The organism is Spirosoma knui (assembly GCF_054780635.1).
Genome location: NZ_BAAGVY010000021.1, coordinates 19,863 through 35,004 on the forward strand (window position 1 = coordinate 19,863; position 15,142 = coordinate 35,004).

The 15,142-nt window shown below is 51.4% G+C and carries 14 protein-coding genes; 6 read left to right on the top strand and 8 right to left on the bottom strand.

Features of this window, described 5'->3' with window-relative positions; genetic code table 11:
* Nucleotide 1: 1 nt before the first annotated feature.
* The 3 genes from ACYVIY_RS27300 to ACYVIY_RS27310 all read left to right on the top strand — a co-directional run bounded on the left by ACYVIY_RS27300 (nucleotide 2) and on the right by ACYVIY_RS27310 (nucleotide 1,913).
* The gene (locus ACYVIY_RS27300) at nucleotides 2-295 is read left to right on the top strand and encodes an ATP-dependent Clp protease adaptor ClpS (RefSeq protein WP_460979789.1); all 294 of its coding nucleotides are present in this window, start codon (nucleotides 2-4) and stop codon (nucleotides 293-295) included.
* A gap of 84 nt (nucleotides 296-379) precedes the next feature.
* On the top strand, nucleotides 380-991 hold the full coding sequence (gene recR, locus ACYVIY_RS27305; protein ID WP_460979790.1) for a recombination mediator RecR: 612 nt from the start codon (nucleotides 380-382) through the stop codon (nucleotides 989-991).
* A gap of 229 nt (nucleotides 992-1,220) precedes the next feature.
* Complete coding sequence (locus ACYVIY_RS27310) at nucleotides 1,221-1,913, top strand: superoxide dismutase (RefSeq protein ID WP_460979791.1); 693 nt, start codon at nucleotides 1,221-1,223, stop codon at nucleotides 1,911-1,913.
* Nucleotides 1,914-2,014: 101 nt separating this feature from the next.
* Here ACYVIY_RS27310 and ACYVIY_RS27315 read toward each other — a convergent pair whose 3' ends face one another.
* Nucleotides 2,015-3,586: a PAS domain-containing sensor histidine kinase gene (locus ACYVIY_RS27315; RefSeq protein ID WP_460979792.1), complete on the bottom strand. Its 1,572-nt coding sequence runs from the start codon at nucleotides 3,584-3,586 to the stop codon at nucleotides 2,015-2,017.
* 181 nt (nucleotides 3,587-3,767) lie between these two features.
* Here ACYVIY_RS27315 and ACYVIY_RS27320 point away from each other — a divergent pair, with 181 nt between their 5' ends.
* The 3 genes from ACYVIY_RS27320 to ACYVIY_RS27330 all read left to right on the top strand — a co-directional run bounded on the left by ACYVIY_RS27320 (nucleotide 3,768) and on the right by ACYVIY_RS27330 (nucleotide 7,440).
* Nucleotides 3,768-4,727 (top strand): isopenicillin N synthase family dioxygenase, encoded by a 960-nt coding sequence (locus ACYVIY_RS27320; protein ID WP_460979793.1) that lies wholly within the window; start codon nucleotides 3,768-3,770, stop codon nucleotides 4,725-4,727.
* A gap of 89 nt (nucleotides 4,728-4,816) precedes the next feature.
* A complete protein-coding gene (chrA, locus tag ACYVIY_RS27325; protein ID WP_460979794.1) occupies nucleotides 4,817-6,019 on the top strand; it encodes a chromate efflux transporter in 1,203 nt (400 codons plus the stop codon).
* A 533-nt stretch (nucleotides 6,020-6,552) separates the two neighbouring features.
* Nucleotides 6,553-7,440 carry a cupin-like domain-containing protein gene (locus ACYVIY_RS27330; RefSeq protein WP_460979795.1) on the top strand — a complete coding sequence of 296 codons (888 nt, stop codon included), beginning with the start codon at nucleotides 6,553-6,555 and terminating at the stop codon, nucleotides 7,438-7,440.
* A 73-nt stretch (nucleotides 7,441-7,513) separates the two neighbouring features.
* On the opposite strand, the gene ACYVIY_RS27335 is transcribed toward ACYVIY_RS27330, so the two are convergent.
* From ACYVIY_RS27335 to ACYVIY_RS27365, 7 genes are all read right to left on the bottom strand, one after another.
* Nucleotides 7,514-8,293 (bottom strand): FkbM family methyltransferase, encoded by a 780-nt coding sequence (locus ACYVIY_RS27335; protein WP_460979796.1) that lies wholly within the window; start codon nucleotides 8,291-8,293, stop codon nucleotides 7,514-7,516.
* A gap of 289 nt (nucleotides 8,294-8,582) precedes the next feature.
* On the bottom strand, nucleotides 8,583-9,953 hold the full coding sequence (locus tag ACYVIY_RS27340; protein ID WP_460979798.1) for an AAA family ATPase: 1,371 nt from the start codon (nucleotides 9,951-9,953) through the stop codon (nucleotides 8,583-8,585).
* A 102-nt stretch (nucleotides 9,954-10,055) separates the two neighbouring features.
* Complete coding sequence (locus ACYVIY_RS27345; RefSeq protein ID WP_460979799.1) at nucleotides 10,056-11,141, bottom strand: hypothetical protein; 1,086 nt, start codon at nucleotides 11,139-11,141, stop codon at nucleotides 10,056-10,058.
* A gap of 86 nt (nucleotides 11,142-11,227) precedes the next feature.
* Nucleotides 11,228-12,604 carry an ethanolamine permease gene (eat, locus tag ACYVIY_RS27350; protein ID WP_460979800.1) on the bottom strand — a complete coding sequence of 459 codons (1,377 nt, stop codon included), beginning with the start codon at nucleotides 12,602-12,604 and terminating at the stop codon, nucleotides 11,228-11,230.
* Nucleotides 12,605-12,648: 44 nt separating this feature from the next.
* On the bottom strand, nucleotides 12,649-13,374 hold the full coding sequence (locus tag ACYVIY_RS27355) for a hypothetical protein (RefSeq protein WP_460979801.1): 726 nt from the start codon (nucleotides 13,372-13,374) through the stop codon (nucleotides 12,649-12,651).
* Nucleotides 13,375-13,385: 11 nt separating this feature from the next.
* Nucleotides 13,386-13,874 (bottom strand): hypothetical protein, encoded by a 489-nt coding sequence (locus ACYVIY_RS27360; RefSeq protein WP_460979802.1) that lies wholly within the window; start codon nucleotides 13,872-13,874, stop codon nucleotides 13,386-13,388.
* Entirely contained in the window at nucleotides 13,871-15,136 is a 1,266-nt protein-coding gene (locus ACYVIY_RS27365; RefSeq protein ID WP_460979804.1) for a sulfite oxidase, read from the bottom strand. The genes ACYVIY_RS27360 and ACYVIY_RS27365 overlap by 4 nt, the downstream gene beginning before the upstream one ends.
* Nucleotides 15,137-15,142 lie beyond the last annotated feature (6 nt).

Here is a 15,142-nt window from a genome sequence, read left to right on the forward strand (position 1 = left end):
CATGCAACCTTTTGAAGAAAACGAATGGTCCGACACTTCGGTGGACGTGCTTGACGAAGTTATCGAAACAGACGTTCATAATCTCGTAGTCTTCAACGACGATGTAAATACGTTTGAACACGTAATCGATACGTTGATCGACGTATGCAAACACACCCCTGAGCAGGCCGAGCAGTGTACGTTACTGATTCATTACAAAGGTAAATGCGCCGTGAAGAACGGCTCGTGGGAGGAACTTGTGCCGATGCGCAATGAAATCTGTCGACGTGGCATTAGCGCAGAAGTCTTAAACTAATTAGTGAAGGAGCGATTGAGTGATTGAGCGAATCGCTGTTAGACCCATTCACTCAATCACTAATTTATTCAATCACTCAACTGAATGGAGTATCCATCCAAACTTATAGAAGACGCGGTGAATGAGGTGTCGAAGCTGCCAGGGATCGGGAAAAAAACCGCCCTTCGGCTGGTATTACACCTGCTCAAGCGCGACGAAGAACAAACCGAATCGCTGGCGCAGAGTTTAGTGGCCGCTCGTACGAAGGTTAAATATTGCCAGAAGTGCCATAACCTGTCGGATCACGACCTGTGCAGCATCTGCTCCAGCAACAAGCGCGACGAATCGCTGATTTGTGTCGTTGAAGATACCCGCGATGTGCTGGCCATCGAAAATACGTCGCAGTATAAAGGCTTATACCACGTATTAGGCGGCATCATCTCGCCTGTTGAGGGAGTTGGCCCGAGCGATCTGCAAATTGATTCGCTGATCACTCGCCTGAGTGGCTCCGAAGGCGAACAGGTACGCGAAATCATCCTGGCAATCAGTCCGACGATGGAAGGCGATACCACGGCGTTCTATCTGCAAAAGAAGCTTAAGCCGTTCAAGCTCAAAATATCGACGATTGCCCGAGGGGTGCCCATTGGTGGCGACCTCGAATACGCCGACGAGATAACCCTCGGTCGGAGTATCCTCAGCCGAATTGCTTATGACTAACCGAAGAAGCCCCAGATAGTTGGGGCTTTTTTGTTAAATGGAGGTATAGCTGACGTAAATCAGGCTGGCTAGTTGGTATCAGCTAATGCAGTATAAAGGTTTATAAATTATAAAAAGTCTATTTCTTTTGCGATTACAACGTGAGTCAAGAAAACATCCCTTAAGTGGGTTAGTTAATAGGTAATGGCGTTGTAAACGCATTTTCATTCTTCTACAAACCAACATTCGCATGAATCGCTCCGAGTTTTTGAAGTTGGCTTTCGGTGCTTCGGCCAGTATGATCGCTTTCCGCTCGTTTGGGTTTTCGAACCAGGCTGAGGGGCCGTTTAAACTGGCTCCGTTACCCTATGATGCTGGTGCCTTAGAGCCGCACATCGATAAAATGACGATGGAAATTCACCACGGTAAGCACCATAAGGCGTATGTCGATAACCTCAATAAAGCGGTTGCCGGTACCGATATGGCCAAGATGGACATCGACGCGTTGGTGAAAAGTGTGAGTAGCAGCACGCCCGCTGCCGTTCGGAACAACGCGGGTGGTCACTGGAATCACACCTTTTTCTGGAATATCCTGGGCCCGCAGGGGGGCGGAGCACCGAAAGGAGCACTGGCCGATTCCATTAATAAGAAATTTGGCTCGTTCGACAACTTCAAAACCGAATGGGGTAAGGCGGCAACGGGTCGCTTTGGCTCGGGTTGGGTGTGGCTCATTAAGAGCGGCAACGACGTTGAGATTACATCGACACCAAATCAGGACAATCCGTTGATGGGCCTAGCCGAGAAAAAAGGAACGCCGATCATGGGTCTCGACGTATGGGAGCATGCGTACTACCTGAAATACCAGAACCGTCGCCCGGACTACGTAGCGGCCGTCTGGAACGTATTTGACTGGAACAAGATCGGAAAAAACTTTGCGGGATAAAGACCGTACGCCCGTACTCTAAAGGGGTTGTTACGTCAACTGCGGATGGACAAGATGCCGTTCATGCGCTGACGTAACAACCCCTTTAGGATTTTAATCAATTAATCGCTAACTGGTTCGGCAGTACGTAGCGGCAAGTAGACGTGGAACGTAGTGCCGTGATCTATTTCGCTTTCTACCGTTATGGTGCCGCCATGGTTTTCGGCTACCCGTTTGCAGGTGGCCAGCCCTATGCCTGAACCGGCAAATTGCTGCTGACCGTGCAATCGGCTGAAAAGGCCAAACAGTTTGCTGATATCCTCGGGCGCAATCCCAATACCCTTGTCCTGTACGCTAACCAGGGCGTACGACAAAGAACGATCGACGCTGGAATAATCCGGAACGGCGTTACCTGAAATCACCTGACCAGAAACGGTTACGTTCGGCCGCTGGCCGGGTCTCGTAAATTTTATGGCATTGCTGAGCAGGTTTTGAAATAGTTGCCGTAATTGAATCGGGTCACCCAACATCGAGGGGAGCTGCATGTTTACCGTAACGGTAGCCTGTCGTTCGTTAATGAGTACCTCCAGGTCGTTCTGGATATCGGCCAGCAACTCCTGCATATTAACCAGACTACCCTTGTCAGAAAGCGTCAGACTAGTCGGGGTTGTGATGCGTGCGTAGGCTAACAAGCCTTTGATGAGCCGGTCCATCCGCTCGGCCGCCAACTGCATGCGTCGAACCAGATCCAGCCCGTTCGGCCCCAGTGTTTCGGCATAATTTTCGTTCAGGAGGTTGCCGAACGATCTGATCTTCCGGAGCGGCTCCTGTAGGTCGTGACTGGCTACGTAGGCAAACTGCTCCAAGCTATGGTTCGAACGCTGAAGATCGTTGTTCATACGCTGAAGCCGCTGCTGCTGGCGGAATTGTTCGGACACGTCACGGTAAACGCACATGGCCATCACCACATCGCCCCGTTCGTTACGCACCGGTCCGACGTAACATTCGCAGCGCCACCCGCCCCATTGGTCGCTAAAGGTATGCTGCTGACCCATCAGAGCCGTGCTTACGTAGGACTGCCAGTCTTCTCGAAACTCAGGAAGAATGGTGTCGGCGATACGTTTGCCCACTACATCGCTGGCTTCCTGGCTATCAAACAGGCCGGGTAAACTGCCATTCGCGAACAAAACTTTGTGAAAGTAATTGACTACCACTACGCACATGCCCGGCACAGTCGACGACAGCGATTTAAACAGAATGGCTTCACCCAGCAGGGTGCTGGTTGTATTTTTCAGCGCCGTTATATCAGTGAACGACACTACGGCGCTCTGACCGTCGCCGAGGGGTTCAATGCACAGGTCGAACCACAGTTCTTGTCTGGTGCGGCTTATCTGGTAAAACAGTTCGCTTCGGTGGGGTTGGCCCGAATTAATCACCTCGGCAATGTCATCCCAAAGTGTGGTGGGCTGGGAGGGAGGGAAGAGTTCGGCGGCAGTGCGTCCAAGCATGTCGTCGCGTTCCAGACCTAAAATCTGCTCAGCGCGACGATTCGCCAGCCGCACGATGAACGTATCGATGTCGTCTTCTTCATTGCGGACAGCTTCATAAACGAGTATTCCGCTAGCAGACTGATCCAAGGCCTTCTGCCAAAGTGAGGCAGGCGTTTGGATCGCATGGGCGTTCTTTACATTCATACTGGACAGTGATCCGGAAGTAACGTTTCCGGATTTGGATAGCGACGAATACAAAGTAACAAATCAAAAAATAGTCTTGTTATAAAATTTATTGAATTGCCTTTTGGCTATGACTGTGGCGTTTCGTACTCTGCCCACAGAATTACCAAACTTTCGTATTTTTGTGAAAATAGTTTAGTCTATGTCATCACAAGAGTTATACGACGAAATCCCGTCGCTTGATTTAGCTGATTTTACGTCGGGCGATGCCGAACGGAAAGCCCGATTTGTTCAGGATTTAGGGCGGGCGTTCAATCAGATTGGGTTTGTGGCCATCCGGAATCATGGTCTTACTACCGAGTTAACCAAGAAGTTATACGACACAACTCAGGCTTTCTTTTCGGCTCCTGATCAACTCAAACAAAAGTATGAGCATCCAGAGCTGTTTGGCCAGCGTGGCTATATTGGTAAAGGAAAAGAAACGGCAAAAGGCTTTAAAGTCGCTGACCTGAAGGAGTTTTACCACATTGGTCAGCCCGAACCCGTTGGCGACATGCCCGCTAACGTATTACCCGAGGAGTATCCTGAATTTGGCGATGCTACGTTAACCGCCTACCAGACCCTTGAGAATGCCGGCAAACAGTTGCTACGGGCCATTGCCTTGTATCTGGAACTGCCCGAAAATTACTTCGATGATAAGGTAACCAACGGCGATAGTATCCTGCGGGCGTTGCATTACTTCCCGCTTGATCCGGAAACAACACCAGATGGGGCCGTACGGGCGGCTGCCCACGGCGACATCAACCTGATTACGCTGTTGATGGGAGCCTCGGCCGATGGCCTGGAAGTGCTTCGGCGGGATGGCAAATGGATTGGTATTACGGCCTTACCTGATCAGGTAGTGGTGAACGTCGGTGATATGCTCGACCGGCTGACGAATCATAAGCTGAAGTCAACGATTCACCAGGTGGTGAACCCGCCCCGGGAGAAAATGAATCAGTCGCGGTATTCGATTCCCTTCTTCATGCACCCGCGTGCTGATATGGACCTGAGTTGCCTGGAAAGCTGCATTGACGCCGAACACCCGAAGCTGTACGTCGACATGACCGCCGGTGAGTTTCTGGATGAACGTCTGATGGAATTGGGCCTCAAAAAAGCTTGATTTGCGGGCTGGTTTAGTGGACTGATGCAGCCGCGGGTTCACTAAACCAGCCAACGCTATGTTTCTCCTTCCCCTTCCTAACCCGCTACATGCTGCCTTATCTACCGACCGTTAAGCCCGTACGTCGAATTCGGTACTTCATCTTTCTGAAAGATGTGCTGATACTGGCGTTGACAACCTTCGGTGGGCCGCAGGTACATCTGGCCATGTTCTTCGATCGGTTGGTGCAAAAACGGCGCTACCTGACTGAGGGCGAACTCATGGAGTTAAATGCGCTGTGTCAGGTGCTGCCAGGCCCTACCTCAACGCAGACTATCACGGCCGTAGGCTACAAAATAGGCGGACCTAATCTGGCTTACATTACGTTGCTCATCTGGGTATTGCCTGGTGTTTCGATTATGACGGCGGCCGCAATGGGCATTTACTACCTCGAACAGCAGCATCTGTCGCTTCAATTTGCCCGGTTTATTCAACCCATGGCCGTCGGCTTTCTGATAGTTGCCGGATACCGGATCGGGCAGAAGGTCATTAAGAATCAGATCAGTTTGGCGCTGGCCATTACCGCGGCTCTGGTCGCCTACGTCTTTCGGTCGCCCGTGATGACCCCCATTGTTATTGCCGTTGGCGGGCTTACGACAGCCCTGACGTATGCCAAGCAGGAGCGTATGGAGAAGAAACCGTTACAAATCCAGTGGGCTAATTTTCTGCTTTGGTTAGGCGTATTGATTCTGGCGGCCGGACTAGGCGCTATTACCCAGTTGCTGCCCGTTCGGCTCTTCGAGAACTTCTACCGGAACGGCAGTCTGGTTTTTGGCGGAGGGCAGGTATTGACGCCTATGCTGTACAACGAGTTCGTAGCCTTCAAGCATTACCTGAACCGGGAGGAGTTTCTGTCGGGTTTAGGTTTAGTGCAAGCCCTACCTGGACCCGTGTTTGCGTTTGCTTCGTATATAGGAGCGTTATCGATGCGTGACGCTGGTTTATCCGGCCAGTTCTGGGGCAGCTTCGTGTCTACGGCGGGTATTTTTCTGCCGGGTACTTTTTTAATCTTCTTTGTCTACCGCTTCTGGGAGCAGCTCAAGCGCTACCGGGTTGTACGGGCATCGCTGGACGGTATCAACGCAGCCAGTACAGGACTTACGGCCGCAGCGGCCATCGCCCTGTTCGAGCCAATGGCTCCTCACTGGCCGTCGGTGGTGGTGGTGCTGGTTACCGTCGTTGTGTTGCTATACACCAAAATACCGCCTTATCTGCTCATTCTAGGCGGGTTGCTGGCAGGTGTGTTCCTGTAACCGCTGTAACGCGAACGGATTGCTGCGGAGACCAGCTTACTGTCTGTAACCCCTCGGCGAGTTGATGTGACCACCCCTTTGTCGAGCAACGTCAACTGATCGCCCAGCGTAGAAATTCCCGTTATCTCAAGCGCATGGTCGGTTTTTTGAATGCAGCGTACTAAATCTGCTTTCGGCTCCCTAATTCAGGCGTTTACTTTGCTACCCTAAGCTGACGAATAAGCGTTAAAGTCCGTCAGTCGGACTGGCGGCTTGTCACCCCGATTCTGCAAACACGCTTCCTCCGGTTTGCACGTACTACATGTTTTTACCCGTCTGTTTATCAAGGTAATTTTATAATTGATCTTTTGGGTCAAGCGTAATTGCCTAATTACCAGCGACAATATATGTCGATTGGCATTGTTTTATTAGAAGAAACTTCCTACAACCGTCAGCCGCAGAGAACAATTTATATAGGATTTTAAGTGACAAAAGAGGGCAAATAGAATCTAAATAGAGAATGCCGATCGATTAATAACACTGAGTAATGGAGTATGGTAAGTAATTCTGCCCCAATAGCCAAGCCGCAGCGCGTCACCAGGATCGATAAGCGAGCGAACATCTCCCGTGACGAACTGATTGCCGAATATATTGAGCCGGGTATACCGGTTGTGCTGACAGACGCCACCCAGGACTGGAAGGCGATGGGGAAGATTACCCCCGAGTTCTTTAAAACCCACTACGGTCACCTGACAAAGCAACTAAAAGGAACGACCTATACGCTGGCCGAGTACGTAGACCTTATGCTGGCCTCTACGCCCGAAAATCCAGCCCCTTATCCGTTTAGCTTCAACGTTGGCCAGACGTGCCCTGAATTATTTGAAGATATAAAGCCCGAGGTCATCTACGGCAAATCGGACCGGATCAAGCACCCGTTGCTGCCCAAGTTCATGCTGCATGGAACCGAGACGTATGAATTCTTTTTGGGTGGAAACGGCGCTAATTTCCCCGTTCTGCACGTCGATGCCTTGTTTTTACATACGCAGATTACCCAACTCTACGGAGCGAAAAAGTTTATCTTTTACCCGCCCGATCAGGACGAATACATGTATCCCAGCGCGGAGAATCCCAAGGTTTCTCAGGTGGATGTGTTCAATCCTGATTACGAAAAGCACCCTTTATTTAAAAAAGCCACCCCAATTACGGTTATGGTAGAAGAAGGGGAAACGGTCCTGTTTCCCACCCGATGGTGGCACACGACGCGCATCCATGAGCCGTGTATTTCGCTCGGGCGGGTTCACCTGAATGCCTACAACTGGGCTGATTTTACGCGGGATAACTATAGCCACTGGAAAAAACAGTACCCCGCCATTGCACTTCCTGCGTTCCTTTACGCCAAGACGTTAGGGTATGTGATGGATATACAGGAAACGTTTAGATGAGCGCTCTTTTCCTGGTAAGTAGCTGTTTTAATAAAAACCCGGTTAGGTCAATGACCTAACCGGGTTTTTCATGCTACGTATTAAGCATATTGTACACGTCTTCGCGAATGAACGTGCGCTTCATTGCCTCCGTGGAGTGGACTAAGACATAGCCCGCTTTCTTTAGTTTGTCGCAGGCGCTCTTAATGCGGAAGTGGAAGAGTTTATCGGTAGCATTGTGAACCTCATCGAACTCGACCAGGATCGCTTTAATATCGAGTTTGTCTTCTACAATTGTATCGATAACCGTATACTCAGCGCCTTCGATTTCGATCTTAACTAAATCCAGGGCCGTGTGGCCAAGCATGTTCATCAGGTTGCTCAGTCGATCCACGGGAGCTTCAATGTATTCGCCCGATTCTTTGAAGAGATAGACCGAATGTGACGGATAATCGTCGCGGGTTGGGGCGTAAAATTTGAGTGTCGTCTGGCTGTCCCATACCCCAATATCTACGAACCGGATTGAATCAAGCTGCTTCTGAGTAATCCGATACGTAAACGGGTCGTTGACATGAATCGTCAGCGGCTGATTTCTGCTCGTATACTCGTTCAGTTTCTGAAAGTGAAGTATACCCTCCGGCATCGGGTCGAAAATAAAGACCTGCGCATCAAAGAGCACTTTAAGCTCGGTATCAAACGAAATGTCTTCGCCTGCCCCAATGCAATAGCAGATCGAATTGCTGTTCAAAAAATTGGCAGGTACGTAATAGCCATGATAAGGCGAACCGACATGCAAAATGTTACGTAGAGGTTTTAAGCCTTGAGTAGGATGAATTCCGATCACTTTCTTAGCAAGATCAATCACATTAGTCATTTTTTAAGTTACTTACTTCTTACATAGTACGTTGTGAATTGCCTAATGGTCACTCTCATGTGAAAATATATTCACCTGGTCACGCTAAACAGTTATTTTTCGGCTAAACAGCGAGTTTCCAGAATGAAAAAAATGATATACATCAACTCACAGAGGGGTCTTTAATGAACGAGCGTACCCACCTGTATGAACGGCGCTTGACTACTTCCCGATTGCGCAGACACAAAAACAGCCTGACGAGTATGACCCATCAGGCTGTTAACGTAATCACTACGTAAAAGGGGGTTATCTACAGCTCATCCGATAAAAACTTGCGGATTGTCTGGTGAGGCCGCAATGCCTGGGCTTTGCCGTTGGTAGGTGGTGTACCGTTCGTGCGCTCGGTTGGGCGGCTACCATTGGTGCGATTGCTAGTCTGGAGCGTAAGCATCTCTTTGCGTAGCTGCTGCTGCTCGTCGTCCGACAGGACGGTACGTGTCGCTTCGCCCTGCCCGTATCCATCGTTGAAATTACTGATGCGGCTATCGGTCTGAGCCAGCTTTAACTCGGCCAACAACTCATTCAACTCCGCCTGCAGGGTTCGGCGCTGCTCGCGCAGTTCATCAAGTGCGGGTAATAAGTCGAGGTTATGCTGCAATACGTTCTGACGGATGCGTTGTTCCGCCAATTGTGCTTCGAGGGGAGCCAGTTCTTTGTCGACACGCTTGAGCCGACGGCGTAGCTTCCAGAGTTTAATATCGGCCTGCAACCATCGGAACCAGTACGCCGACAGCACAGGGAGGGCAATTCCCAAGCACACGGCACCGGCCAGGGCGAACAAAATTCCGCTCAGCACAAACGACAGCAGTGCCCAGGGGCTATTAACCAACGCCAGATTAAGCTCGCTCGACTCACTGAGCTGTTTTTCAATTTTGTTGACTACTGATGGGCTAAGCGTTTGCGTAGCGGCTGTTGGATCGGTATTCAGCTGAAGTTGCCGGACCGATTTGTTAATGGCGGCTTTTAGCTGATCGGTACGGTAGGCTTCGTAGCGGAACCAGCCCAAAACGGCGAGGGTAAGTACCGAAAACAGCGCCAGGGCAATCTTGAACCGCTCGTATTTGGTGCGATTTTGTTCAGGGTTTTCCTGATAGGGCTTCTCGATCAGGCGATCGTAGGCTGGCTTCAGCAGAATCGACACCATCGCCAGACCAACCGCAAACGCCCAGGCTTCGTTGGTATTTCGAATGTTCAGCGCGTAGGCAACAATCTCGTGCGAAATGATCAGGTCACCCGCCAGAAAAGAAATGCCAGCAATTAAGAACAAGAGACCCGCCAGCAATGAGTAATCGGGGGCTGCTTTTGTCCGGCGCTCCCGCAGATCATCACGGTCGGCCTGTAAGGCTTGCCGCTCGGCCTCGCGGTATTGAACCTGTTTATCCAGGCGCTCGACCTGGAGGGTATGGTTCTGTAGATCGGCATACGCGCTGCGGTTGGCTTCCGTGGATTCGGCAAGTTGCCGTTCCGTGTTAGCGAGCTCAGTGCGTTTTTCGTTGATTCGGTCCGTCAGCCAGTCCGTATTTACCTGACTGGACAGATAGCCCTCGTATGTTTCCCGGTTGACTCCTTCTACGCCACTGGTGTAGCCATGCTGGAAGTCTGGATTATTGGTTGGTTCCATGCCGTTAAGTTTAACGTTATAGAGTCACAGCCTTACCAACGGATTAACGTCAGCAGCCCATAGCGGTTGTTCAGATTGTATGTGACTCTGTAAATTGTGTACCTACATAACGTTATAACGTTGTAATACTTCGGTTCGCTGCGATTCAGAAAGGCGGTCGCGCAGGCTTCGGGCAAGTTCGAACTCGCTCAGAAATAAATTAACAAGTCTATCCCGCTGTGCGTTCATTTGCGCTAAGTCGGCGTCGGCCTGACTTAAGGCCGTTGCAATTGGCCAAACCTGAGTACGCATAAGGTTGATTTCCTGTTGTATCTGGTCTGCCTGCGCTTCCCAAACCGGAGTCAATTGCTCTTTATCGCTCAGTAACTGCCGATTCGCCTGAATATTAGCCAGGTCATGGCGTAGGGTTGTCAGCGTGCTAAGCAGGAGTTTTCCGGCGAGTAGAAACAGGAAAAAGATAAAGATAAATAAGGCAAACGCCTGCCAGACCGACTTAGTCTGTAATGCCTGGACTAGTACAAACACTGATGCCGCCAGCGGTAATCCGATCTCTTCGATCAGTCGCCGACCCGATACTTTTGACCCTTCTTCGTAGAAAAACGATTGCCGCCCGAACAAGCTAAACATACCGGCCAGATACACGCCCACCGCCACCCAGCGATTCGGAAAAGCGGGTTGCAACGTATCGTCGACCAAAAAGAAAGTACCTACGCTCATGACGGCCGACAAGCCCAGGCTGATCAGGGTACGTACCAGGTTATCCTGAGCGGGCTGACGGTCGCGCAGTTCTTTGATGCGGTTAAGCAGGTCAGTACGGTTGGCTTTGCGTTGGGTGATGAGCGAGTTAACGTCGTCAATACGTTCGGAGCACTGCTCCCGAAAGGCCTCTAACGGTGCCGTCTGTTGAGAGAAATAAGCCGTTATTTCGGCCATTTTCTGGTCGGGCTGCGCGTCGGTTAAGCCGAATAAGACGCCTTCATCCCGCAGTAACTTCTCATCCGTCAGCCAGTCGGGCGGCTGATGCGTGACCTGATACGTATTGGATTCTGCGAGTACTGGAAGCGGTAGAGTCGGAATGGGTGCAAAGGAAGGGGCTGACGTAGCGCCAAGGGCTACGGGATTGGCAACCGCAGCTACTGGGGCAGACGAAGAGGCAGTCGATGAAAAAAGGCGTTTGAAAATCGTCATTTATGAAACCGGCTACCAGACCAGTCGGATTAGCGTACACAGAAAACGCCCTGAAATACGCGAATAGTACCCCAAAGAAGCAAATCTTAGTCGGAAGTCGGAAGCGATGGCGATTGAATGGCCGGGAGTACCAGCCACTTGAAGAGGAACCAAAGCACCGCCATTAGCCCAGCGTACAATACGCTTAGACCGGGGTTGAAATAGATAATGGCTACTAAGCAGATGATGGATAGGAGTAGGGCTATGAGCGGAATAGCCGGATAAAAAGGCGTTAAAAATGGCCGGTTCAGGCTAGGTTCCGTCCGGCGAAGGCGAAACAGGCTGAGTAAACTACTGATATACATGACCAGAGCCCCGATAACCGAAAGCGTAATGATTTCGCCGGTTGTTCCCGAAAATAAAGCCGCCAGACCAATAATTCCGCCTATGAGTAACGACCAGTGGGGCGTACGAAACCGCTGGTTAACGTCGGCCAGAAACCGGGGTAAGTAACCCGCTCGGGCCAGCGCAAACAGTTGGCGGGAATACCCGAGCGTATTGGCATGAAACGACGCGATAAGACCGAACAGGCCTAACCCAGCAAAGACTTTTGCCCAGGAATTCTGTCGCCCGAGTACAATGGCCAGCGTTTCGGGCAGGGGATAATCCAACTGGCTCAGTGGACGCCAATCGCCGGAGCCAGCGCACAGCAGCATCGTGCCGAGAGCCAGCACCACTAACGTACCGATACTCAGCAGATAACCTCGTGGAATGGTTTTTCGGGGATCCCGGACCTCTTCGGCCACCATCGCTACACCTTCAATAGCCAAGTAAAACCAAATGGCGAAGGGCAAAGCCGCAAATACGCCCGCTACGCCAAACGATTCGTTGTGCGCCAGTACGTTCTCTGTTTTATAGGCCGGTGCCACCAGGGCCATGAACACCAGCAATTCTACAACCGAAAGCATGGTAATGATCACCGAGAAATTGGCTGACTCGCGAACGCCCAGAATATTAACGCCGATGAATAGTACGTAGGAGACTACCCCTACGCCGAGCACGGGCAGCGCTGGATTTAGAAAGTGAGCATAAGCACCGAGCGCAGCCGCAATGGCGGGAGGAGCCATCAGAAAATCGACCAACGTAGCAAAACCGGCGATAAATCCTCCGGTAGGCCCGAAAGCCCGAAACGCGTAGGCAAATGGTCCACCAGCGTCAGGGATTGCCGTGGTCAGTTCAGTGTAACTGAAAATGAACGTCAGGTAAAGAACCGTAACGAGTAAGGTGGCGATAAGAAAGCCGATCGTGCCCGCCACTGCCCAGCCGTAGTTCCACCCGAAATACTCCCCCGAGATGACCATGCCAACGGCAATCGCCCACAACTGCGTGGTAGAGATAACCTTCCGTAAGCCGGATGGAGCCCCCTCCGTCGGAGTCTGACCAGTTGTAGAAAGCAAAGAGGAACCGTCGGCGGAATGAGGCATAAGAAGTCAGTATTTGTAGGATAAAATTCAGCGAATGCATGAGCCTATCGTTGCAGGAATACGCGCTGAAGAGCCGCCCAAAGCCGTTTCTTTAGATTCTGATCGGCTTCGATAGTCGGCAGCGAATCGGCCATCAGGAACGTAATACCCTCAAAACGAACGGGTGAATACCGGTCCATCATAATATCGAGGCTGATGCGCTCAAACGGCACCCCGAACGTAATGAAGTGGTTGATGTATTTACCCCGCAGGAGTTCGGCGAAGTTGAGGTCGTGTACCCCGTGCAGGTTTAACAAATCGACCCCGTCAACATTCAGGTTTACCGCTTTCAGAATCTTCTCCAGAAACAGCAGGTTGCTCGGGTCCAGCGCTTCGTCGGCGAGCAGCAACACTTTATGGTTCAATTGCGGGAAGCGCGGCTGCTGTTGAACGGGTGGAAGAATAGAAGGGGTTGTCGCGCGCGGAACAGGTTGGGGTAAGGGCTCAGGAGTCGGAATGACTACTCTTGGCTCGGGGATCAGAGACGTCGTCAGCGGGGGAGCTGGCGTGTCGACCAACAGGGCCTTATCCCGCTCATTTGTAACCAGGCCATTGGATAAGGCATCCAGCTCTTTAAAGAAGTCAGGCGTTTCATTCTGCTCAGCCTCGTCCGCATGGGTAGCCGTAGCCACTTCTTCGCTGACACCAGTAGCGCCTGCCCATACGTCGTTCTCCAGCCGAAACAGTTGGTCGGTCTGGTAAAACGTCTGGTAAAAATTCTTTATGGACATAAGGCTGGAGTTTAGCGGCTGGGGCTTAATGGATACCACTTTACAGGTTTCAGGGGCTCCCGTCGACCGTCGAATTTCTGGTCCAGAGGTCCGTAATATTTAACGAGGTAGTTCAGGATGGTAGGTTCTGAATCGCCTAAATCCCAAAGCTTCTGCGTTCGTTGCATCCATCGGATTCGCTCAATCCACTTCTCCCGCGAAAAATGACTTTGCAGAATCAGCTTACTCGAATGACAGGCCGTACACTGGGCTTTCACCAGCATCAGGTGTTCATCGAGGGCAAGGCCTGTCTCCGCATCGGTTTTGGTCGAGTCGGAAGCTTGGCTGATTGCCAGTCGAGGTGTCATGCCCGTTAGGCTCTCCGTTCGGAGTAACGACGAACTAGATTGGTTTGAGACCTTATTTCGAACATGGCCTTCGGTTGTCGTGAGCGTAGTAGCCGCTACCGATGCCCAAACGGCAATGGCTAGTCCAAGAATGGTACGTTTGTTATTAATCATCCTTTCGCTCCTTTCGTCTGACCGTCCGCTTTCACCGCAATTCGGTGACAGGCATTGTTACAATACCCTTCGGGGTTCCATTGGGGCATAACCATCGGCTGCGATACACCGGCGTCATCCGTTGCCCGCGCCCAGATCTCGTAGTAACCCGCCTGCGGAAGTTTGACCGTAGCTGACCAATGCTGCCAGGCAAGCCGGTTTTTGGGTGATTTCAGTTCTGCTTTTTGCCAGGTAGCGCCAAAATCAGTGGATACGTGCAGTTCGCGTACCGCACGGTCGCCAGCCCAGGCATGACCACGTACCGTCAGTGGTTGACCAGGGGGGAGGAGCGCACCTGTTTTGGGGAACGTAATGAGCGATTTAACCGGCATCGACTCAATAATCCGGAACTGGTCCTCCGGCGGGTCAACGCCTGGTTCAACCGGGTTTATCGGTACTTTATAGCTCTTGCCCGTCATTTTGGCTCCGTCGTGCACTTTGTTACGTACGGCGATGGTATGCAGCCACTTTCCCGAAACCGAAGCCGGCCAACCACCGACCACCAGACGTAATGGAGCGCCGTGTACAAGTGGAATATCCTGGCCGTTCATCGCCCAGGCTACCAACGTTTCGTCTTCCAGTGCCTTTCGCATGGGCACGCCCCGCGAAATAACAGGCTTTGCGGGGTCGAGACTTACGTGCAGGTCTTTACCGTAATAGCCAATGTACACAGCATCACTGGTTACGCCAACATCGGCCAGTATGTCTTTCAGACGAACGCCCGTCCATTCCGCGCAGCCTACGGCACCGTCGGTCCACTGGTTACCCGATGTTTTCGGGAAGTAACCCGCCCGACCGTTGCCCGCACATTCGAGCGTCAATTGATACGTATAGGCCTTAAATTTTTTCTTAAGTTCACTCAGGGTATAGGTCTTTGTTTTTTTTACCGACTCGCCATTGATGGTCAGTGTCCAGTTCGCTACGTCGATGGTTTCAGGGGCCAGCCCGTTGTTGCGGATAAACAGCTTATCGGCGGGGGTAATGGCGTCATCTAACAAATGGGCGGGAGCCTCTACGTTCCAGGGTTTGTCGCTCAGCACGACCATCTCCTTGCTCTTGCCCGCCAGCGGATTAACATCAAAAACAAGTGGTATATACTGCTTGGGGAGTCGATCAGCGAAAACAATGTTAGTGCCGAGTAAAGTGGTTAGCGTTGCCAGCGAACTCTTCTTGAGAAAGCCCCGGCGGTCGAATAAGCGATCCGATGAACCTGAAGATGTCATGGGTTG

Excerpts from the sequence above, each read along its gene's own strand:
- ACYVIY_RS27300 (WP_460979789.1), top strand. The coding sequence starts at position 2 with ATGCAACCTTTTGAAGAAAACGAATGGTCCGACACTTCGGTGGACGTG.
- recR (WP_460979790.1), top strand. The coding sequence starts at position 380 with ATGGAGTATCCATCCAAACTTATAGAAGACGCGGTGAATGAGGTGTCG.
- ACYVIY_RS27310 (WP_460979791.1), top strand. The coding sequence starts at position 1,221 with ATGAATCGCTCCGAGTTTTTGAAGTTGGCTTTCGGTGCTTCGGCCAGT.
- ACYVIY_RS27315 (WP_460979792.1), bottom strand. The coding sequence starts at position 3,586 with ATGAATGTAAAGAACGCCCATGCGATCCAAACGCCTGCCTCACTTTGG.
- ACYVIY_RS27320 (WP_460979793.1), top strand. The coding sequence starts at position 3,768 with ATGTCATCACAAGAGTTATACGACGAAATCCCGTCGCTTGATTTAGCT.
- chrA (WP_460979794.1), top strand. The coding sequence starts at position 4,817 with ATGCTGCCTTATCTACCGACCGTTAAGCCCGTACGTCGAATTCGGTAC.
- ACYVIY_RS27330 (WP_460979795.1), top strand. The coding sequence starts at position 6,553 with ATGGTAAGTAATTCTGCCCCAATAGCCAAGCCGCAGCGCGTCACCAGG.
- ACYVIY_RS27335 (WP_460979796.1), bottom strand. The coding sequence starts at position 8,293 with ATGACTAATGTGATTGATCTTGCTAAGAAAGTGATCGGAATTCATCCT.
- ACYVIY_RS27340 (WP_460979798.1), bottom strand. The coding sequence starts at position 9,953 with ATGGAACCAACCAATAATCCAGACTTCCAGCATGGCTACACCAGTGGC.
- ACYVIY_RS27345 (WP_460979799.1), bottom strand. The coding sequence starts at position 11,141 with ATGACGATTTTCAAACGCCTTTTTTCATCGACTGCCTCTTCGTCTGCC.
- eat (WP_460979800.1), bottom strand. The coding sequence starts at position 12,604 with ATGCCTCATTCCGCCGACGGTTCCTCTTTGCTTTCTACAACTGGTCAG.
- ACYVIY_RS27355 (WP_460979801.1), bottom strand. The coding sequence starts at position 13,374 with ATGTCCATAAAGAATTTTTACCAGACGTTTTACCAGACCGACCAACTG.
- ACYVIY_RS27360 (WP_460979802.1), bottom strand. The coding sequence starts at position 13,874 with ATGATTAATAACAAACGTACCATTCTTGGACTAGCCATTGCCGTTTGG.
- ACYVIY_RS27365 (WP_460979804.1), bottom strand. The coding sequence starts at position 15,136 with ATGACATCTTCAGGTTCATCGGATCGCTTATTCGACCGCCGGGGCTTT.